The sequence below is a fragment of the Acidimicrobiia bacterium genome, assembly GCA_029210695.1.
Lineage (GTDB): Bacteria > Actinomycetota > Acidimicrobiia > Spongiisociales > JAHEDJ01 > JAHEDJ01.
In genome coordinates, this window is the sequence record JARGFH010000038.1 from 1 (window position 1) to 21191 (window position 21191).

Annotated in this window: 17 protein-coding genes and 1 riboswitch; of the genes, 11 read left to right on the forward strand and 6 right to left on the reverse strand. The window is 62.7% G+C overall.

The window, feature by feature from the left end:
- Positions 1 to 472 precede the first annotated feature (472 nt).
- The 7 genes from P1T08_12380 (at position 473) to P1T08_12410 (ending at position 7497) form a co-directional block, all read left to right on the forward strand.
- The gene (locus tag P1T08_12380) at positions 473 to 1162 is read left to right on the forward strand and encodes a hypothetical protein (protein MDF1596866.1); all 690 of its coding nucleotides are present in this window, start codon (positions 473 to 475) and stop codon (positions 1160 to 1162) included.
- A gap of 226 nt (positions 1163 to 1388) precedes the next feature.
- Positions 1389 to 2594, forward strand: coding sequence for a BMP family ABC transporter substrate-binding protein (locus P1T08_12385; protein ID MDF1596867.1), 1206 nt, complete (start codon positions 1389 to 1391; stop codon positions 2592 to 2594).
- A gap of 238 nt (positions 2595 to 2832) precedes the next feature.
- Positions 2833 to 4299, forward strand: a complete 1467-nt coding sequence (locus P1T08_12390; GenBank protein MDF1596868.1) for an ATP-binding cassette domain-containing protein — start codon at positions 2833 to 2835, stop codon at positions 4297 to 4299.
- A complete protein-coding gene (locus P1T08_12395; GenBank protein ID MDF1596869.1) occupies positions 4296 to 5381 on the forward strand; it encodes an ABC transporter permease in 1086 nt (361 codons plus the stop codon). The genes P1T08_12390 and P1T08_12395 overlap by 4 nt, the downstream gene beginning before the upstream one ends.
- Entirely contained in the window at positions 5381 to 6322 is a 942-nt protein-coding gene (locus tag P1T08_12400) for an ABC transporter permease (GenBank protein ID MDF1596870.1), read from the forward strand. Before P1T08_12395 ends, P1T08_12400 begins: the two co-directional genes overlap by 1 nt.
- Before the next feature lie 45 nt (positions 6323 to 6367).
- Positions 6368 to 6835, forward strand: a complete 468-nt coding sequence (locus P1T08_12405) for a LiaF-related protein (GenBank protein MDF1596871.1) — start codon at positions 6368 to 6370, stop codon at positions 6833 to 6835.
- Between the two features lie 92 nt (positions 6836 to 6927).
- Entirely contained in the window at positions 6928 to 7497 is a 570-nt protein-coding gene (locus P1T08_12410; GenBank protein ID MDF1596872.1) for a hypothetical protein, read from the forward strand.
- 153 nt (positions 7498 to 7650) lie between these two features.
- Here P1T08_12410 and P1T08_12415 read toward each other — a convergent pair whose 3' ends face one another.
- On the reverse strand, positions 7651 to 8337 hold the full coding sequence (locus tag P1T08_12415; GenBank protein ID MDF1596873.1) for a DUF2461 domain-containing protein: 687 nt from the start codon (positions 8335 to 8337) through the stop codon (positions 7651 to 7653).
- A gap of 146 nt (positions 8338 to 8483) precedes the next feature.
- Here P1T08_12415 and P1T08_12420 point away from each other — a divergent pair, with 146 nt between their 5' ends.
- Entirely contained in the window at positions 8484 to 10235 is a 1752-nt protein-coding gene (locus P1T08_12420; GenBank protein ID MDF1596874.1) for a HAMP domain-containing sensor histidine kinase, read from the forward strand.
- Positions 10236 to 10335: 100 nt separating this feature from the next.
- On the opposite strand, the gene P1T08_12425 is transcribed toward P1T08_12420, so the two are convergent.
- Together P1T08_12425 and P1T08_12430 are read right to left on the reverse strand one after the other, a co-directional pair.
- Positions 10336 to 10938: a hypothetical protein gene (locus P1T08_12425; protein MDF1596875.1), complete on the reverse strand. Its 603-nt coding sequence runs from the start codon at positions 10936 to 10938 to the stop codon at positions 10336 to 10338.
- A 91-nt stretch (positions 10939 to 11029) separates the two neighbouring features.
- On the reverse strand, positions 11030 to 11557 hold the full coding sequence (locus P1T08_12430; GenBank protein ID MDF1596876.1) for a histidine phosphatase family protein: 528 nt from the start codon (positions 11555 to 11557) through the stop codon (positions 11030 to 11032).
- Between the two features lie 265 nt (positions 11558 to 11822).
- Between P1T08_12430 and msrA the strand changes: the two genes are divergently transcribed.
- On the forward strand, positions 11823 to 12467 hold the full coding sequence (gene msrA / locus P1T08_12435; GenBank protein MDF1596877.1) for a peptide-methionine (S)-S-oxide reductase MsrA: 645 nt from the start codon (positions 11823 to 11825) through the stop codon (positions 12465 to 12467).
- Between the two features lie 76 nt (positions 12468 to 12543).
- On the opposite strand, the gene P1T08_12440 is transcribed toward msrA, so the two are convergent.
- Together P1T08_12440 and P1T08_12445 are read right to left on the reverse strand one after the other, a co-directional pair.
- Positions 12544 to 13941, reverse strand: a complete 1398-nt coding sequence (locus P1T08_12440; protein MDF1596878.1) for a S41 family peptidase — start codon at positions 13939 to 13941, stop codon at positions 12544 to 12546.
- A 145-nt stretch (positions 13942 to 14086) separates the two neighbouring features.
- On the reverse strand, positions 14087 to 14941 hold the full coding sequence (locus tag P1T08_12445) for a hypothetical protein (GenBank protein MDF1596879.1): 855 nt from the start codon (positions 14939 to 14941) through the stop codon (positions 14087 to 14089).
- A 32-nt stretch (positions 14942 to 14973) separates the two neighbouring features.
- Here P1T08_12445 and metZ point away from each other — a divergent pair, with 32 nt between their 5' ends.
- Together metZ and P1T08_12455 are read left to right on the forward strand one after the other, a co-directional pair.
- Complete coding sequence (gene metZ, locus P1T08_12450; GenBank protein ID MDF1596880.1) at positions 14974 to 16179, forward strand: O-succinylhomoserine sulfhydrylase; 1206 nt, start codon at positions 14974 to 14976, stop codon at positions 16177 to 16179.
- A 117-nt stretch (positions 16180 to 16296) separates the two neighbouring features.
- Complete coding sequence (locus P1T08_12455) at positions 16297 to 17406, forward strand: hypothetical protein (protein MDF1596881.1); 1110 nt, start codon at positions 16297 to 16299, stop codon at positions 17404 to 17406.
- Between the two features lie 83 nt (positions 17407 to 17489).
- Here the strand turns inward: P1T08_12455 and metH are convergent, their stop codons facing one another.
- Complete coding sequence (gene metH / locus P1T08_12460; protein MDF1596882.1) at positions 17490 to 20996, reverse strand: methionine synthase; 3507 nt, start codon at positions 20994 to 20996, stop codon at positions 17490 to 17492.
- A riboswitch (SAM riboswitch) is annotated at positions 20990 to 21080 on the reverse strand. It overlaps the preceding gene by 7 nt.
- Between the last annotated feature and the right edge of the window lie 111 nt (positions 21081 to 21191).

A 21191-nucleotide genomic window follows, 5' to 3' on the forward strand; every position in this document is an offset into this window, starting at 1 on the left:
CTAGGTTCTGAGTTCTAGGTTTTACCGGCGCCTGGAGACAATCTCACATACACGGACCTCTGCCTACGGCGATGGGCCAATTGCCAATTGCCAGCCACCGATACTTCTCGTTCTCAGGGCACCGGGTTTCCTGAGTCGCTGGTCCCTTGTCGCGGGTCGCGGGTGGGCGGTTCCAGCTTTTGGGTTCTAGGTTCTACCGGCGCTCCACGGATTCCTGCCAGCCCTACGGCGATGGGCCAATTGCCAATTGCCAATTGCCCTCGTTCTCAGGGCACCGGGTTTCCTGAGTCGCTGGTCCCTTGTCGCGGGTCGCGGGTGGGCGGTTCCAGGTTTTGGGTTCTAGGTTCTACCGGCGCCTGGAGACGATCTCACATAACCCGGCCTCTGCCTACGGCGATGGGCCAATTGCCAATTGCCAATTGCCCTCGTTCTCAGGGCACCGGACTCGCCCCATCGTTATGCTCCGACCACCATGGAGGGTCTCATCGATACTGCTCGCCAACTCGTCGCTCACAAGGACATGGCTGCCCTGGTCGAGTACCTGGCCGACGGAACCGACCCCGTCGAAGCACTCGATGTCTTTCGCTCGTTGGCGAATGAGGCCTACTGGGAGCGCAAAGATCTGGACCAAGCAATGGCGATTGCTCGATCCGGGATCACTTTTGGCTTGGCGCGGTCGGCCGGCTCGGACCAGGCGTACGACCTCCGGAGCGCGGTCAAGGCAATAGCGTTCAACCTCGCCTCGTTTGCCTGGCCGGGTTGGAATGAAGATGGGATCGAGATCAACCGGCACCACCTCACCGCTGCGCTTGACTCCGCCCGAACCAACGTGCGGTTGGCCGTCGAGTTGGAGAAGGGGTCGGTTGCGATCGCGCGAGGCCACTGGATGGTGGGGGCGACGCTCCTGGCGCTCGAACGGTATCAAGAGTCGATAGCCGAGTTTCTGGCCGCTCGATTGTCGGCCGACGAAGGTCGATCTGAGGTGGAGTCTGCGATGGCCGAGGGATACGCAGCCCTGGTCCGGGTCATAGAGCGTCCAGGCGAGCAAGAGCTCGAGGATGAGCTTGGCGAGCTCCTGGAAAGGCTGCGCTCGACAGAGGACGGCGACTCCTATGCCGGTCAGATCGAGACGGCCAAGCGCGTCTTCACGCCGAATAACTAGCAAGCGGTGAGAAGTTCTAGGTTTTGGGTTCTGGGTTTCTACCGCGCCGGCAGTCACTCTTGAGGCTCATTGCTCACAGCTTCCTGCGAAGTGGCGATTACCGATTGCTCGATTCCTGCGTCTCGGTTTCTACCTTGTGACGATGGTCCCTAGTGTTCAGGTCGGGCAGCGGCGGACACTTGTTCTGCCGGTTTGTCGGCTTTTTCGTAACAAGGAGAGGAAGGGAATGTCCAGAACGAAGGTATCCCGCGTTCTCTTGGTGTTCGTCGCGTTCGCACTCGTCGCCGCAGCCTGCGGCGACGCTGAACCCGTTGATGCCGAGGGTTTCAAATTCGGAATGATCCTGGTTGGACCACAGAACGACCACGGCTGGAGCCAGGCACACTTCGAGGCGGGTCAGTACGTCGCCGAACTCACCGGTGCCGAGATGATCGTGCAGGACAAAGTCAATCCGGCCGACCTGCCGGAGAAGACTGTTGATCAGGTGGCGGCCGACCTCATTGCCCTGGGTGCGCAGCTCGTCTTTGCCACGTCGGACGATATGAAGGACGGTGTCCTTCTGGCTGCCGAGCAGAATCCCGATGTACCGATGATCTGGTCGTCCGGGGACAGCGCCTGGGAAGATGGCAAGGCGTTCGCCGGTCTCGACAACCTGGGCAATGTGATGGGCAAAATGGAGTTCGGCAAGATGATTGCCGGTTGCGCAGCCGGGTTGACTACTCAGACCGGGTCGATCGGCTACGTGGGTCCGCTCACCAACGACGAAACCCAACGGCTGGTCAACTCAGCGTATCTCGGAGCCAAGTACTGCTGGGAGAACTACCGCGGTGAGACGACCGCGCTGGACTTCGCAGTGACCTGGATCGGGTTCTGGTTCAATATTCCCGGGTTCACTCTGGATCCGACACAGGTCTCCAACGAGTTCCTCGACTCCGGTGCCGACGTGCTGATCTCAGGCATTGACACCACTGAAGCACTGGTGGAGGCAGGGAAACGGGCGAGCGAGGGCGAGGCCGTTTGGTCCGTTCCCTACGACTTCGAAGGTGCGTGCGCAGAGGCGCCGGAGATCTGCCTGGGCACCCCCTACTTCAACTGGGGACCGGCCTATCTAGAGATCGTCAATTCGGTCGTCAATGGTGACTTCAAAGCCGATTGGCAATGGAACGGACCGGACTGGGACAACCTCACCGACAACACCAAGACGGCCGTCGGGTGGGTGAGTGGCGACGGTCTCTCGGCCGACGCTTCTTCCGACCTCGATGACTTCATCGCCGGTCTGGGTTCGGGAGACATCAATCTCTTCACCGGGCCCCTCAACTACCAGGATGGAAGCGTCTATCTCGCCGACGGCGAGGAAGCTACGGACTTCCAGATCTGGTACACGGAGCAGCTGCTCGAAGGCATCACGGGAGAAAGCGCCTCAGGCGAATAGAACAAAAGGCCCGATACGAAGAAGGGGGAGGGGAGCAATCCCCTCCCCCTCTCAATGTTCTAGGTTCTAGGTTTTGGGTTCTACGTGGGCTACCGATAACTCAGAACCTACAACTCAGAACCTCCGCAGGCTCTTGACCAATTGCCAATTGCCAATTGCCAATTGCCTAGGGCCCATTGCCAATGGCTAATTCCCCGGGACCAGCCGCGCGACGGTGTCGCCGCGTTAGTCTCCCCGCATGGGCTTCGAGCTGCGTGAGATCCACAAGCACTTCGGACCGGTGCGCGCCAACGACGGAGTCAACCTCAGCGTCGCATCCGGGGAGCTCCACGGGCTGCTCGGCGAGAACGGGGCGGGCAAGTCCACCCTCATGAAGGTCCTGTCGGGCTTTCACCTGAAAACCTCCGGCGAGATCCTTGTTGATGGAGAACCGGTCGAACTGAGGACGCCGGCCGACGCAATGCTGCACGGCATCGGCATGCTGCATCAGGATCCACTCGTGTTCTTGCCGTTCACGGTGCTCGACAACTTCCTCATCGGCAGTCCCGGCCCAGAGCGGGTGAACCGGCGCGAAGCTGCCCGCGATTTGGCCGCGCTGGCCGAGCGCTTCGACTTCAGTTTCGATCCTGATACGCCGACCAGGAGGCTCACGGTTGGTGAGCGTCAACAGCTCGAGATCCTCCGGTTGCTGTGGCTGGGTGCCCGTGTGTTGATCCTCGATGAACCCACCACGGGCATCTCGGCACCGCAACGCCTCAAGCTGTTCGCAACGTTGCGTGAGCTCGCCGCAGATGGAATGAGCGTGGTCTTCGTTTCGCACAAGTTGGAAGAGGTTGAGGAACTGTGCGAGCGGGTCACGATCATACGGGCCGGTGCGGTCGTGGGAGAACGAGATCTCCCCTGTCCGGCTTCGGAATTGGTCGAGCTGATGTTCGGCGGCGAAGTGGAGGTGGGCGAGCGGCCCGTCGTCGGCCTGGGCCCACCCCGTCTGGTTGTATCCGGGCTCGGGGTGCATGACCGGATGGTCGGCGTTGAGGACTTCGACCTCGAGGTGACTGAAGGCGAGGTGATCGGGCTGGCCGGGCTGGAGGGCAGCGGCCAGCGGATCGTGCTCGACGCTCTCTCCGGCCTGCGGCGGGCGCAAGCCGGGGCGATCAAGGTGGGGGGACGGGACCTCACGAGGACCGGATACCGCGGGTATCTCGCAGCCGGCGTGCAGTTCCTTCCGGCCGGCCGTCTCGAGGAGGGCCTCGTGGCCGGACTGACACTGACCGAGCACTTCGTTCTCGCCGGTCGTCGCGATGGTTTTCGTATCGACTGGGATGGTGCCAGAGAAGAAGCCGCCCGTGACATTGCTGAACACTTCATCAAGGGAACTCCCGAGTCCACCGCCGAGTCGCTCTCCGGTGGTAATCAACAGCGTCTTCTCCTCGCCATGCTGCAAGAGAACCTCTCGGTCCTGCTGATGGAACATCCGACGCGCGGCCTCGACATCGAATCAGCAGCCTGGGTCTGGGAACAGCTTCTGCTACGACGGGAAGACGGCACGGCGATCGTCTTTGCCTCAGCCGACCTCGATGAGCTGCTCGAATACAGCGACCGGATTCTCGTGTTCTTCAACGGATCTGTTCTTGCGGAAGTGAGCGCGCGCAAATCGAGTGTCGACGAACTTGGTCACCTCATCGGGGGGAAGGTGAGTCGATGAATCTCGCCGATCTCTGGAAACGCAGCCGGACGGGGGTCCTGGCAGTGGCGATGGCGCTGGTGGTAGGCATTCTGTTGCTCCTCGTCGCCGGCGCCAACCCGTTTGAGGCCCTTGGTGTGATCATCGACGGGTCGCTGGGTAGCACCGCCAGGTTCGGCGATACGCTGATGGTGTGGGCACCGCTGGTCCTGGCGGCCGCCGGCCTGCTCATCACGTTTGCTGCCGGGCTTTGGAACATCGGCGTCGAGGGTCAGATCGTCTTCGGTGCGATCGCCGCTTCGCTAGTTGCCCGAGAGGTTTCCGGTCCTACCTGGTTGATTGTGACGCTGGCTTTGCTGGCCGGATTCGTGGGCGGAGGGTTCTGGGCCTTCCTCGCCGGTCTGCTCAGGACGTATGGAAAGGTCAACGAGATCTTCGGGGGTCTCGGGTTGTTTTTCGTGGCTCAGGCGCTCGCCGTCTATCTCGTGCTTGGACCATGGAAGCGACCGGGCGTCGCCTCGACCAGTGGAACCGAACCGTTCCCCCGAGAGTCGTGGCTCCCGACGCTGGGTTCGACCCGACTCTCCTGGGTCGCCGTTCTCGTGGCGGTGATCGCCGTGCTGGTGGTGTTCTACCTGCTGCGCGGCACGCGCTTCGGTCTGCGGCTGAAGGCCGTCGGCAAGAACATGCGTAGCGCCTTCCTTCTCGGAATTCCCACGGGCCGCTACATGCTGGCCGCCTTTGCCCTCGGTGGAGGACTGGCTGGCCTAGCCGGTGCCGTCCAGGCGACCGGGTTTCATCACAAGCTCGTGCCGTCCATCTCCGGTGGGTATGGATTTCTGGCGATCCTGGTGGCGATGTTGGCCGGTTATGCGGCACGCTGGATCGCACCGATCGCCTTCGTGTTTGCCATGCTGGCCGTGGGCAGCACGCTCCTTCCGTTGAAACTCGGGCTCGACTCCTCTGTCGGCGGTGTATTGCAGGGCGTGCTGGTGCTGTTCACGATCCTGGCGCAGGGCTGGCAGGCGCGTAGACAGGACCGATCGGACGGAATGGCGGTCGGGCCACCGGAGACACCGATCGTTCCCGGAGAGGTGGGCTGATGGAAGCGACACTCGCCTCGATTCTCGCTGCGTCGACACCCCTGATCTTCATCGTCATCGGAGAGACAATCACCGAGAAGGCAGGCGTCATCAACCTGTCTCTCGACGGAACCGTTCTGCTGTCGGCGATGGTCGGATTCGCCGGCGCCTACGAGAGTGGCTCGGTAATCGTCGGTTTCTCGGCGGCGGCGCTGGTGTCGGCGCTGGCTGCTCTCCTGGTCGCCTATTCGAGCATTGCGCTCCGTCTCAATCAGGTCGCCGTGGGGTTCGTGCTATTCCAGCTGACCGGCGAGCTGAGCGCATTCCTCGGGGATCCATATGTCCGCGTTCCGGGCCCAACCGTCGCCTACCGTCCGATCCCGCTGCTGGAAGACATCCCATTTGTCGGGAAAGTCTTCTTTCAACACGACCTGATCGTCTACGGCAGCATCGTGTTGATCTTCGTTACCTACTGGTTCATGTTCCGCACCCGCCGGGGGTTGAAGCTACAGGCAGTCGGCGAACGGCCTGAAGCCGCCCATTCGAGAGGAGTACCGGTCAATCGACTCCGCTACCTCTACGCGGCCGGTGGGGGCGCCCTGGTCGGCATGGGAGGGGCGGCATACTCACTCGGTGCCAAGATCGGATGGTCGGAAGGCCACACGACCGGCCTGGGGTGGATTGCGCTCGCCATCGTCATCTTCGGAGGCTGGCATCCGTACAGGGCGGCGTTCGGGGTGTACCTCTTCGGAGCGTTGCAGTTCTCTGCAATCAAGCTCCAGGATGTCTTCCCCGACCTGACCCAGGTCCTCGGCACGCTGCCCTTCCCGATCATGATCTTCACGCTCGTCCTGGTCTACAGCGACCGGGTACGCAGCCTCACCGACCGGTATCCGGCACTGCGCGGCATCCTTGGCAGCGATCCTCCGTCCGCCATCGGGACTCGTTTCGACGTCGACTGACGGAGCCCGTCGCAACCTGACAGAATATGTTGGAGAGGTGATCGTATGAAACGTGCATGGATGAAGTTCATTAAGTGGGCCCTGCTATTCGATCTGGTGGCCCTCATCGCGGCCCAGGTTGCCAAGCAGTTGATCCCAGAAGTAGGCGATGAAGACAGCGACGTGTTCCAGACGGTGACCATGACCGGAGGTCGGAACTGGGTCGGCAAGGCTGAGGCGTTGCGATCCGGGACGGTGATCACGGGGATGGGTGGCATGGAGATGGACCTCACTATGGTGACTCTCGACCCGGCGGGCGCCCACCTCAAGGTCATCACGATCATGGGAGGCGTCGAGATCCGCGTGCCGCGCGGATGGAACGTCGAGTTGAAGGGCTGGGCGTTCATGGGAGGTCATGCCAACAGCGCCAGGAAACAGGAGGTCCCCGACGACGCTCCGCATCTGATCATCGAGGCCTCGACGGTGATGGGCGGTGTGGCGGTGACTCCGGCGAAGGAAGTGACTCGCCTGTAGTGCGTCCCTGATCCCGGGTTGGGGCCGGTTGCCCCCATTGAGTTCAAGCCGTGGATCTGCAACCCTGTGGGCGGCAGGAAGAAAGGAATCCCTTGGCGGCGGTTGACATACCGGGGTTCATCGCGGACTTGAAAGACCACGCGGTTGACCACCACTTCCATGTGCACGACGAGCGGCACTTTGTGGAGACCTACTCGATGCGTCAGTCGTGGGAGGTGGTCCTGCACCCCGAGGAAGCGTGCGGCGGCCCTCTCGACTTGCACCTGGCTCTCGAGGTTGATCCGCGGGTCGTGATGGCATTCGAGGATCAACTCGAAGAACTCGGAGAAGAGTTCACAGAGCCCGAGGATCTGCATCATCTTCCGCTCTATTTCAACTGGGCGTTACCTCCTTTGCCGTACCCGCCGGATCTTCTCGTGCTGGCCACCGACCTGGCCGGGATCGGAGCAACAGATCTTCCGTTGGAGGTGTCGGCTATCGATTCGTTCGCGTCCGTGACGGATGCCGCCCAGAGGAGCTTGACGATCGTCGGTCGGGTCGAGGTCTCTCTCACTGAGGCGTTCATGGGTCGAGAACAACTGTGCGATGCCCTTGATCGCGCCCACGAAATCAGTCTCTTCTTGCTGGAGGGTTCGTCAGACTGGCTAGCCGAATCGGTGTGATAGGTCGGAGCGCCGGACGTGTCCTTCGGCGGCAACCACACGGATGGTGACGGTATGCGGTCCGGTTTCCGAGTATCCCCGGCGCCTCATCTCCCTCAAGACGAGACCGGGCCTGCTCGGGAATGACCGGCAGCAGCCCGGCGCTCACCACCGCTAGAAGGGTACCCCGACCGCCTCGCAGAGGAACTTCATGAAGGGCGCCCCGCGCCTGCAGTAGTCGGTGACATCCTCCATGAGCTGATCCGACGTGAGCTGGCTTTGAGTCAGCCGCGTCGAGGCGATGAAATCCTTGCGTTTGAGGTCGTCGATCAGTGGATGATTCCCGTCGTAGCCTTTCGGAGGGCGAACCAGCGAATCGCCGGTCAGCGCAAACACATCGGTGAAGCGCGTGCCGCGCGTTGCCCTCTTCCAGTCGGCGGGGTGGTCGGCTATCTGCTGCCGAATCTGATAGGCAGCCTTGGTCTCCGGTCTCCACAGGCCGACCCCGAGGAAGCATTCGCCCGGTTGAAGATGCAGATAGAAGCCGGGGGCGTGGGCATCCTTGCCGGCAATGTGGCGGAACTGCATTCCCGTGTTCGGCTTGTAAGGCGTTTTGTCTTTGCTGAACCGCGTATCTCGCTGGATTCTGAAAAGCGAACCACCAACGGTCCTGGAGTCGGCTACGAAGTTATCTGAGATCTTTGCCAATGGGCCGGCGAAATCGGTTATGAAGTCGAGCGCCGGTTCACGCACATATTGCTCGTAGTCAGACTGATGGGCCTTGAACCAATCCCGGTCGTTGTTTTGAGCGAGGTCGCGGAGGAATGCGAAGAGCTTGGGGGTGAAATATCTGCTACCCATCCGGGAAACATACCCTTCAAGGAGCGCCTTTGTCTCTTCGATAAGTACTTGTATGTCGACGCACCGGGCGGCAACGTCGACGGGTGCACAACTTGAACGGAGCCGGCGCAATGGTGGCGATCTTCCGCAATTCTGCGGATGAACCTATGAGTCGCCGCCTGCGCTATGAGCAGGCCATTGCGGCGTGCGCCCATTCACTCCTGACCACCGATGAGTCATCCGCACTCGAGGTGGCGGCGCGGGCGTTGCTGTCTGCGACCGAAGCCCAGTATCTGTTCATCGATCGCAACGTAGAGGACGCTGAAATCGGTTTTGCCGCCGAGAACGTCATCACCGTCTCTGCCGATGGGCGCGATGGTGTCGGTCTGGACGGCTGGAAGATGGTCTCGTGGTCGACCATGCCGGCCGCCCGTGAGGCGTTGTCGGCGGGCGAACCGTTCATGTACAGGGTCGAAGCTCTCGCCGGGAGCGAGCGCGATCAACACTTCGACGGATTCACCGACGAAGTCCTGAAGATCCCGATTCTGATCGCCGGCGAGTGGGTAGGTCACATGGGGATCGCCGCCGCTCGCGGCCTGTCGTGGAGCGATGACGAAGTCGCCCTGCTCGGCGCGGCCACGCAGATGGTTGGTGCCTTCTGGGAGCGTCACACGACCAGATATCAGCTGGAAGCGGCTCTCGCTGCATCGGACCGTCAGCTCAGATATCAGCGTGCGCTCGCCATTTGTGCGCGAGAGTTGTTGCTCGGTCCGGATGAGTCGGCACTCGAGCGGGCCGTTGAAGCGATGCGGGACGCTTCCGGTTCTTCGTTCGGGTTTGTTGATGTCGTCGAGAACGATCCGACAACCGGCCCGACCCTCGTCAAGTTGCTGACCTCTGTTGCGCCCGGGGTCGAAGTAACTGCGGACGATTATGAGTACTGGAAGCGAGTACCGCTTGCCCGGATCCCATCCGCCTGGGCTCGACTCCGGGACGGGTGCCCTTATAGCCATGGTCTGGGTTCGATCAACGAGGCGGATCGAGCCTGGTACGAGAATGCACCCACTCCTCGGATCTCGGATCTCAAGCTGCCGATCAGTGTCGACGGGGCTCTGGCCGGAGTCATCGGGTTCTCCCACGCGGCAAGCCACCAGGAGTGGGGCGAGGATGAATTGGAGCTTCTCCAGGCCGGTGCGCGGATGATCGCCGCTCACTGGGAACGTGAGGCCGCCCACGCTCGATTGACCGAGCTCGTGGCCTCCAAGGACGAGTTCGTGGCGGGCGTTAGTCACGAACTGAGGACGCCGTTGACTGCCGTCGTCGGTCTCGCGCAGGAGCTCAGGGACCACCTCACGTCATTCACGAACGACGAGATCGCCGAATTCGTTGCGCTCATTGCCCAGCAGGGAACCGATGTTGCGCACATCGTCGAGGACCTCCTGGTGGCCGCCCGCGCCGATATCGACGGAGTGACGGTGGTCCCGCAGCCGGTGCAACTGGTCGATGAGCTGGCCGCCATCCTGGTCGGCCTCTCCGAACTCAAGGCATCACGGGTGGGCGTCACCGGTAACACCGTGAAGGTGGACGCCGACCCGGCCCGGTTCCGCCAGGTCGTTCGCAATCTGGTCACCAACGCGCTTCGGTACGGCGGGCCACACATCGAGGTCGTGCTCTCCAAATCTGACGCGCATGGGATCCTCGAAGTTCGCGACGACGGTCCGGGCATTCCCGAGGAGCACCGGACGGCGGTCTTCGATGCCTATCACCGTGCGCACGATCCGAAAGGACAACCGGCTTCGGTTGGGCTAGGGCTCACGGTGAGCCGTCACCTCGCCCGTCTCATGGGTGGTGAGCTCGACTACCGCTTCGAAGACGGGTGGAGTGTCTTCTCGCTCAGGCTTCCGCGTTCTGTGGAGTGATCCGTCGCGGTTTTGTGCCCGCCTCGCCGTGGAAGACCAGGAGGACTGGCGAGCCCCGGGTGCGAGAACACCCGGGGCTCCTGGTTGGGTTGGGCAGCGCTCAGGCGCTTGTATCGGCAGCGTCATCGGGTTGTGGACCGAAGTGCCCGCCGCCCCTCGGGCCGAAGCCTCGGCGACCCTCGAAGCCGTCCGGCAGCTCACCGTTCACCATATCGGTGATGCGTTCGGTGATCTCCACGACTTTCTCGTCGGCTTCCTGCTGGGTGATCCGCTCGTCGGCGACGGCTTGATTCAGGCGGTCTGTAGCCTCTGCGACGAGGGCGTCGATCACGGCCCCGGTCTTCTCCGCACCGGCTAGGTCGGCGATCGACTGCCCGTCACGAAGCGCTTCCGCCAGGTCTGCTACGTCGATCTCGAGGAGGCCGGCCACCGTCTCGAGATGTCCGCCGCCGCCACGGTGGTGGCCGAAGCGATTCAGCGGCCCGCGCTCCCGGATTCGATCAGCCACCACGTCGGCTTGTTCCTGGGTGATGACTCCTTCACCGACGAGTTCACCGAGCACATCTTCGAGCGTCCCGGCGGTTTCTTCGACGGCCTCGTCCTCCTGTGCCACAGCAGTGGTCGGAGCGAGTACGGCCGCGCCGGCTGATATGCCGATTGCGGCGACTGCGCCTACCACCAGGGTTGCGAGAGTCTTTCGCATGTTGGGTCTCCTTTCAAGAGCCTCTACCGACATGATCGAAGGCACTCGTTAGGAAACGGTGAAGTGGACTGAAGAAGCACCTGAGAAAGACTCAGCCGGAGTCAGGAGCCATGTTGCCGAGATCCCACTCGCCGTCTGTGAAGAGGCGGGGCGTCAACATCCAGGCGAGTTCCCCACGCCCTGGTTCGGCAAGTTCCCAGGATGGAAGGTCGATGGCGACGGCGGATCCGGTCGTGACCCTGACTCGACCACCACCGATCAGCACGCCCGCCGTGGTCGACCAGGTTGGTTCGTGTCCCACGAGCATGAGACGAGCAACATCGTCGGCCGTGTCGGTGACGATGCTCAAGACCGATCCGGCGGATGTCCCGTACAGCTCGTCGGTGATCCGGATTTCGCAGTTCCATCCACCCGTATCTGCCGCCAGGAAGGCGGTCGACTGGGCCCTGAGGGCAGATGACGAAACCACCAGATCCGGAGTCTGATCCGAACGAGCCAGTGCAACCCCGATTGCTCTGGCGGCAGCCATCCCGCGCTCGTTCAAGGGCCGCGAATGGTCGGAACCGAACTCGGCATTCCAGTCGGATTTGGCGTGGCGGAGCAGAATCAGGCGCTTCACAGTCTCGAAGCTAGTTGTCGGTTGCGCGGGTCGGGGAGCAGAAGCCGGTTCCTATCGATCGCATCCAGTCTGGACGCCGGATTCGGCCGGTGAAGCGAGCGATGGCCTGCGCGCCGGGGCAGATCGCCCACCGAAGGCCGAGCCGGTAGCGATCGAGAGGCTGTGGCACGTCGCCCGTGGATTGCCGCCCCGTTGTTTTGACCACACCGCAACGATGAATAGCTCACCTGACGGGCTACCGTCGAACCGACGACGAGGAGATCCTATGGCCTGGTACCGCCGCCCAGAGAAGGAAAGCACCGACAAACCCTTGCCGGGACGCGCCGAACCGATCCGCGTCCCCGCAACGCACTTCGTGAACGGCAATCGCATTGTTCCACCGTTTCCAGACGGCCTGGAGACGGCCGTGTTCGGGATGGGCTGTTTCTGGGGCGCCGAGCGCGTGTTCTGGCAGATGGAAGGGGTTTACTCGACCGCGGTCGGATATGCCGGTGGGTCCACGCCGAATCCGACCTACGAGGAAACGTGTACCGGACGGACCGGCCATACCGAGGTGGTTTTGGTGGTGTTTGATCCGGCCGTGGTCGGCTACGACCGGTTGCTCGGCGCTTTCTGGGAGGGCCACAATCCCACCCAGGGAATGAGGCAGGGCAACGACGTGGGTACGCAATATCGTTCGGCGATCTACGCCAGCACAGATCGACAGCTCGACGCCGCCGAGCGGTCGCGTGATCTCTTTCAGACCGAACTGGCTTCACACGGCTACGGAGAGATCACCACGGAGATCGCTCCCGCCGGCGAGTTCTACTACGCGGAGGACTACCACCAGCAGTATCTGGGCAAGAACCCCAACGGGTATTGCGGCCTGGGCGGGACCGGAGTGTCCTGTCCGACCGGCTTGAGCGCCTAACCCGACCTGTTCCTGTTTTCTGCGCAATGCAATGGTGTGTTTTCCGTACGCAGCATTGCGGAGAAAATGGTGGGGGTCAGCGCCCGAGGAGTTGCAGCGCCGCGTCGATCCACGGGTCGACTTCAGCGTCCGGGTCGATCTCGATGACGACGTCGGGCCGAACGCCGTCTCCCAGATCCACCCCGCCCGGCGTCAGCCATCGAGCGATGGTGAGCTTGATAGCGCCGCCATTGCCCAGATTGAATTGCTGCTGCACGGTGTTCTTCCCGAAGGTGACCTCACCGATGATCGTCGCCCGACCGGCTTCCTGTAGTGCGCCGGCTACGACCTCTGAAGCCGACGCGCTCGCCCGGTCGACCAGCACCATCAGCTTGACGTCATCGCTGGTGGCCAGGCCGCCGTTCTGAACCCGGTATTCGAGCGTGTCGTCCGGTGCCTCGGTTTTCACCACTAGACCATCATCCAGGAATTCACTTGCGATGTTGACCGCTGCGTCCAGGGATCCGCCCGGGTTGCTGCGCAGATCGAAGATGATTTCGGTCACTCCACCGGAGAGCAACTCGTCCAGCGCTTCATGGATCGCCTCGTCCGCGTTGCTGGCGAAGCTGACGAGCCGGAGATACCCGACTCCCGACTCGAGCACCTCGGACTCGACGTTGGGTACGGAGATCGCCGCCCTCGTCACCGTGAACTCGAGGAGTACCCCCTCGCGTTCGATGCCGAGCGTTACGTCCGTTCCCGAGGGGCCCCGCACGATGGCCACGATCTCGTCGAGAAGCTTGCCTTCGACGTCTTTCCCATCAACGGACACTACGTAGTCGCCGGCTTGAAGTCCGGCCGCTTCCGCCGGACTTCCCTCCAGTGGCTGAACGATGACCATGTGACACGTCTCCGAGAGCAGCGAACAGACGTCATCTTCCGGATCCGTCGGGTCTTCACCACGCACCAATGCACCGATGCCTTCGACGCTTCCGGAGGTGTCGATTCTGAAGTTCTCGAGCGCGGTGGGATCGAGGTAGACGCTGTAGGGGTCGTCGAGGCCGACATTGACCATGCCGGTCAGGGCAGCTTCGACTGCTTCTCCGAGGCTGGCGTCCTTCTCGTCGATGGCCGCCACGAGCGCATCGCAGAACGATGAGAAGGCGTCGCTCGGCTCAGAACAGGTGACCTCATCGGGGGCGCCGCTCCCACGTTCGATCTCCCATGCGGTCAATCCCTCGAGGGCTCCTGCTGCCAGAGCGGCGTCGCCGATATCGTCAACGTAGTGGCCTCGAATCAGGCTGTAGGCGTCACAGAAGGACTCGAAGTCGGTGGTCGGGTCGTCGCAGTCGGTGACGAGCAGGGTCGTGCCCAGCGCGGAGGTGGACACAGTGTCGCCTGAGGTGGTGGTCGGCTGTTTGTTGGAGGTCGACGTGGATTGGTCTGGTGTTGTCGTGGAGTCGGCAGATGAGCAAGCCGCAACGACAACCAACATCGCAACTAGAAGAGAGGTTCGAGAACGCATTGTCGCTATTCAACCCGACCGGGGTGACTATGCGCCAAACGGGAGATGAAGATGGCGTGAGAATCCATGCGGAGCGTTCCTCTGCGCAGGGCCGCGGGTTGGTCGCCACCGAGGATCAGGGCTGCCGTTGTGAGGCTCCGCGCCAACCCTCGGCGGCTTCGTCGACGACGGTGTCGAATCGAAGGCCCATGAGAATCACGCCGGCTGCTCCTGCATCACGCGCCCGGGCGGCAGTCGATGCGGCTGCATCCCATCCAAAGGCCCTCCGGTCCGCGTCCGGCCGCGCAGCAAGCTCCGCCTTGAGGCCATCTCCGGCCGGGACAGCTCCGACGGCCTCCATGCGGTGGACCCAGTCGAGAGTGAATGGAGGGATCACCATAACGTAGACCGGTGGGTCGTCGTCGCGGATCTTCAACTTGTCGATCTGCCGCCCGGCGGTGGCCGGATCGAGCAGCGGGCCGGCCACGAAGAACTGCCCGCCTGCCTCGATCCGGCGGCGGAACTGCCACGCCTGGAAGCGGGTCGGCATGCCGACCTCGAACTGCGGCGTCCGGTTCTGGAGATCGCGCAGGTGTTCGACGACCTCATAGTGATCGGCGTAGTGGTCGATCTGGGGGACCGTGTCGCCGATGACTACCAGAAACGAATCCACTCCGTTGCCCAGCGCACCTCGCACCTCGCTCTCGATGGCGAGGATGTTGCGGTCCCGGGTGGAAACCACCACGGTGGGATGGACCGACGGCACGTCGTGGGTTATCCGGGCCGAGTATGCGTAGGGCGACACCCTGATCTTTCCAAACACGTTGTCTGTAACGAGCACGTGCGACCACGCCCCCTCGAGAAGAAGGTGCGACATATCCGGGAGATCGGGAGGGTTGACCTCGACGATCTCGGTCCAGTCACGGTTTGCGCTGAGCATGCGGTCCTGCTGATCGACGGTCGTGAGACCGAACACTACGACGGCGGCCATCCGGCGGCAATGTTCGAGTACGGTACTTCGTCATGGATCGATGGCGACCGAGGACCAGCCAGGTGCGCGGAGGACACGAGCGCACTGCATTCGGCGAGACGGCCGAGGGCATTTTTATGACGTCCGGCTACGTGTACGAGACCGCTGAGGAAGCGGCAGCCGTTTTTCGCGGCGATGCCGACGGATACATCTATACCCGCTACGGCAACCCCACCGTCGCCATCTTTGAAGAACGTCTCCGACTCCTGGACGGGGCCGAAGCATGCAGGGCGACGGCGAGCGGGATGGCCGCCGTCTTTGCCGCCCTCGCTTGCGATCTCAACACAGGTGACCGCGTTGTGGCGTCCCGCGCTCTCTTCGGTTCCACCGTCGCAGTTCTCGGCCCGTTGCTCGGGCGGTGGGGTATCGATTCCGTTTTCATCGACGGCCGGGACCTCGACGCCTGGGACGAGGCACTGGCCGTGCCCCCCAAGGTGGTGTTCTTGGAGACGCCCTCCAATCCGATGCTCGAACTCGTGGATATCGCGGCGGTGGCAGAACGTTCCCATGCAGTCGGTGCCCGGGTAATCGTCGACAACGTGTTCGCGACTCCCGTTCTGCAACGCCCTATCGAATTGGGTGCGGATGTCGTCGTTTACTCGACAACGAAGCACCTCGACGGTCAGGGTCGAACCCTGGGCGGGGCGGTTCTCGGCCCATCGGATTTCATCGACGGTCCGCTCAAGGAGTTCCAGCGCCACACCGGACCCTCGATGAGTCCGTTCAACGCCTGGGTCGTTGCCAAGAGCCTCGAGACGCTCGATCTGCGTGTCAGGGAGCAGTCGCGCAACGCGGAAACCCTGGCCGGGTACCTGAGCGAGATGCCGGGAGTCGCCCGGGTGCTCTATCCAACCGCCGACTCGCACCCTCAGGCCGAGCTGGCGAGCAGGCAAATGGAAGCGGGGGGATCCATGGTCTCCGTTGAGATTGCGGGTGGTCGGGAGGCGGCGTTCCAGTTCATGAACCGGCTCCATCTGTTCGATATCTCGAACAATCTGGGCGATGCCAAGAGCCTTGTGACTCACCCGGCGACCACTACTCACTCGAAGCTCACACCTGAGCAGCGAACGGCGATGGGGATCACCGACTCCCTGGTCCGCCTGTCGGTGGGCCTCGAGGATGTGCGCGATCTGCAAGACGATCTCGGTATGGCACTGACCGGCCAAATCGGTCACCCAAGTACCTCGCTCGGCGGGTAGCCTGAAATCGAGGTGACGTTTTCTCACACACCTCTGTTGTCCGGCTCTCCGGGTTCCGCGTCTACGCACCAATCTGTGTTGCCCCGGCGCGCCCCCGGACCAACCCAAGGGAGGCTCATGCATCTCGATCGCCTCGCTCGTTTCGAGAGCGCCGACTATCCGGTGCTCTCCGTTTATGTGAATCGAGACGCCCTCAACCCGGCGGTGCGTCCCCGAATCGGCGACCTCTTGAAGCCGTTTCGCGAGTTCGGCGACCTCGACCACGATGCTCAGATGTCGCTGCGAGCCGATCTCGAGACGGTAATGAGTATGTGTGATCGGATCGACGTCGACCGGGCACCGGCCACTGCCTTGTTCGCATGTCAGGGTGGCGGACTCCTCGAGTACCTCCCTCTTCCGGCCCCGGTGTGGGACGTTGCAATGGTCTCGGATCGACCGTATCTGCGTCCGCTCAGGAGCGTCCGCGCGAGCGAGTTGGTGGCGGTGGCAGTGGTCGATCGCAAACATGCCCGGCTTTACAGCTGGGATGGCGCGGGAGTCCGACTCCTTGAGCTCGTGGAAGAGCTGGAGGAACACAAGGGCAATTTCGGCGGGTTCTCGGGATACGATGAGCGCCGGGCCAGGAGTCATGCTGAGACACTCGAACGCCGGCACTTCCGGCAGGTGGCCGACCGGCTCTTCGAACACCATCGGGCAACTCCGTTCGGCAAGGTCATAGTCGGTGGCCACGAGGAAACCATCACCAGGTTCGGATCATCCCTTCACCCGTACCTGCGCGATCGATTGATCGGCTCATTCGTCATCGATCCGCACACCATGACGGATAGCGACGTCGCCAAGCGAGTTGATGGTTTGCTCGAGACGGCAGTGCGCGAGGAACAAGAAGAGCTGGCCACCAGGGTGGCCGAATCGGCCGAGGAGGGGGGCAGAGCTGCGCTTGGGCTCGCCAATGTGCTCGAGGCGGTGAACGCGGGCGCCGTCGACCATCTCGTCGTCGCCGGCCGCTTCACCAAAGACGGTGTGGTGTGCACTACTTGCGGAAGACTCGATCGCCTTGGAGAAGCGTGCGTCGGATGCGGTTTGCTCGTTTCGCCAACTGATGACGTGGTCGGTGCGGCCATGGAGCAGGTGCTCCGGATGGGCGGTCGTGTTGATCAGATTACCGTTCCGAGCTTGCTCGATCAGCATGGAGTGGGAGCCCTCCTGCGGTTCGCAATACACGGGTGAGCGGCTCTGGCTTCCTACCCGGTGGCCCGACGGTCTAATCGGAGCAACGGAAAGGCGGGCGCCGACGCCCGGCCGGGTTTGCCCTAGCGAGCGATGAAGTACTTTGCCTGCGGGTGATGGCAGATGATGGCCGAGGTCGTCTGTTCGGGTTGGTATTGCCATCCGGTTTCTTCACCGACCGATACACCGATTCGGTCGGCGCCGAGGAGGTCGGCGACAGTCTCATTGTCCTCGAGTTCCGGACAGGCCGGATAGCCCCACGAGTAGCGACCGCCGCGATACTTCTGACGAAACAGTCCGGCCAGTGACGGCCCGTCCTGGTCGGCGAAGCCCCATTCCGTGCGGATGCGGTGATGCCAGTATTCGGCTAGAGCTTCGGCCATTTCCACCGCCAGACCGTGCAGATAGAGGTAGTCCTCGTAGTGGTGGCCTGCGAACAGCTCGGCCGCCCGTTCCGACGCTTGCTCGCCGACTGTGACGATGTGAAAGGCGGCGTAGTCGGCTCCGGTACCGATCGGTCGATGGAAGTCGGCAATACACAAGAACGGACTGCTTGCCTGGCGTGGGAATGTGAACCTCTTGACCTCGCGACTTCGCTCTTCGTCGGACCACACGACCAGGTCGTTGCCGTCGGCATTGACCGGGAAGTAGCCGTAGACGACCTGCGGGACCAGCAATCCGTCGCGCTTCGCCCGATCGAACTGGTCGCGCAGCACCGGCCGGATCCGGTCCTTGAAATCGCCGTCCGGTTCTCCGGGTTCGGGGCGAAAGTGCCACTGATTGCGAAACAGCGCCGTCTCGTTGAGGTACGAAGCAACTTCGTCGAGGGGAATTCCTTTCACCACCCGGGAACCGGTGAAGGGCGGATCAAAAACGTGGTTGTCGCCGGCGACCTCGGGCGACCGGCTCGGGATCGCTGCTAGCGGTGCTTCCTTGGTCCGGCGCCGGGGCAACGGCCGGCCACCCGCTACGCGACCGAAGTCGGGGTCTGTCAGGTGGGTCTCGGCGGCGATGTCGTCCATCACTGCCAGCCCGGCGAAGGCGTCCTTCCCGTAGAACAGCGGACCCGGGTAGTGCTCACGCAGGTCACGTTCGACGTACGTCCGGGTCAGCGCGGCCCCGCCGAGAATGACGGGCAGGTGGGCCAACCCCCGGTCGGACAGTTCGATCAGGTTGTCACGCATGACCAGGGTGGACTTCACCAGCAGCCCGCTCATGCCGATGGCGTCTGCGTTCACCTCCAGCGCCTTCTCGATCATCTCGGTGATGCCGACCTTGATGCCGAGGTTGTGCACCCGGTATCCGTTATTCGTGAGGATGATGTCGACGAGGTTCTTCCCGATATCGTGAACGTCACCCTTTACCGTCGCCAAAACGATCGACCCCCTGCCGGCACCATCGGCCTTTTCCATGTGAGGTTCCAGATAGCCGACGGCTGCCTTCATCGTCTCTGCCGACTGGAGTACGAACGGCAACTGCATATCACCGGCGGCGAACAAGTCACCCACCCTTCTCATCCCCGCCAGGAGGATGTCGTTGATGATGGTGATGGCGGACCGACCGAGGAGGGCCTCTTTGAGGTCATTGGTGAGGCCATCGCGATCGCCCTCGACGATCCGGTGCTCGAGTCTCTGTTCAACCGACCTGCCGCCGCGATCCTCTCGTTCAACAGCCGTTGCCGTCGCGCCTGCGAAGAGTTCGAGGATTCGTTCGAGCGGGTCGTAGCCGTCGGATCGGCGGTCGTAGATGAGGTCGAGCGCCGCCTGCCGCTGGTCGTCCGGAATCCGGTGGAGGGGTATGACTCTGGCGGCGTGGAGGATGGCTCCGTCGAGACCCGCTTCGAGGGCTTCGTTGAGAAACACGGAGTTCAGTACATGCCGGGCCGCCGGCTTCAGCCCGAATGACACATTTGAGATACCGAGGCTGGTGAAGGTTCCGGGGAGTTCTTCTTTGATGCTCCGGATGGCATCGAGCGTGGCCATGGCATCCCGGCGCAGATCCTCGCCGCCGGTGGTCAGTGGAAACGTGAGCGGATCGAAGATGAGATCGCCGGGTTCGAGCCCGTGTCGTTCGATAGCCAGATCGTGGATGCGGTGAGCGATCCTCATCTTCCACTCCAGATCCCGGGCCTGTCCTTCCTCATCGATGAGGAGGCAAACCACCGCGGCGCCGTATTCGCGCGCCAGAGACATGACCCGGTCGAATCGGGAACCAGGGCCGTCGCCGTCCTCCAGATTGGCGGAGTTGAGCACGGCCCGGCCACCGATCCATCGCAGGCCGGCCTCCATGACCTCCGGCTCGGTGGAATCCAGCACGAGCGGGACGCTGATCTGGGTCGAGAAACGGGAGGCCAGTTCGTCCATGTCGGCGACTCCATCCCGTGCGACGTAGTCGACGCAGAGGTCTACGAGATGTGCACCCTCTTTGACCTGGTCCTTGCCGGTCTGGACGCAGCCGTCCCAGTCCTCTGCCAGGAGGGTCTCGCGGAATCGCTTGGACCCGTTGGCATTGGTCCGTTCGCCGATGATGAGAAACGATGTGTCCTGCCGGAAGGGCGTGAACGAGTAGGTCGAGGCGGCGCCGGGTTCATGGCGGGCCGTACGGGCGACCGGCTGCAGGTCGGCTACCGCGTCAACGACTGCCCGGAGATGCTCCGGAGTAGTGCCACAGCATCCACCGACGACGGACACTCCAAACTCGGAGACGAACCTCGTGTGATACTCGGCGAGTTCGGCGGGCGAGAGGTTGTAGCACATCTCTCCGTCCCGGACTTCAGGGAGGCCGGCGTTGGGGATGACCGCAATCGGCATCCGCGCCCGCTCGGAGAGGTAGCGAATGTGCTCCGTCATTTCCGTAGGCCCGGTCGCGCAGTTGAGGCCGAAGACGTCGGGGCCCAGCGGGTCGATAGCTGCCAGGGCGGCCCCAATCTCGGTTCCGGGCAGCATGCGGCCGGTCGCCTCGATCGTGACCTGTGCCTGGATTGGAAGCTGAATCCCCGCGCTGTGCATCGCGAGGCGTACTCCGTTGATGGCTGCCTTCAGCCCGAGCAGGTCGAACTGAGTTTCGATGATGAAGAGGTCGGCCCCCCCTTCGAGCAAGCCGAGGGCTTGTTGTTCGTAGGCAGAGCGGAGATCGACGTAGCGGATCTGACCGAGGGTGGGGAACTTCGTGCCGGGGCCGATCGAGCCGGCAACCCAGCGGCGCCGGTGCCGGGTCGAGAAGTCGTCGGCCACTTGCCTGGCCAGGCGGGCAGCTACGACGTTGATCTCATGGACGCGATCCTCGATGCCGTATTCGGCCAACGGGACGGCAAAGGCGCCAAATGTGTTGGTCTCGATTACATCCACACCGACGTCGAGGTAGGAGGCGTGAATCTGTTGGACGAGATCGGGGCGAGTCAGGTTGAGGAGTTCGTTGCAGCCGTCGAGGTCGGGTCCACCGAAGTCGTCTTCAGTCAGCCCGGCCAGTTGGAGGGAGGTGCCCATCGCGCCGTCGTAGATGACGACTCTGGATCTCGTGGCTTCGACGTAGCTTCTCACGGCGTTCCTCGCCTCCGGTTGTTCCAACGAGGAGCGTCTCCGCAACCCCATCGTGCAGGCGTTGGCACCGTGTCCCCGTTGGGCCGGTTGCCGCGGTCTCACAGGGCCTGATCCCTCCACCGCTCTTGATGAGTTCGGTGAATCCTAACGCCATTCCGGCTCCACCCGTCCGTTGAGGTGGGCAGATCGAAGATACCCCGCCCCTCGGCGCCCTCTCCTTTTGTGATGCACCTTCAAAGCGATGGG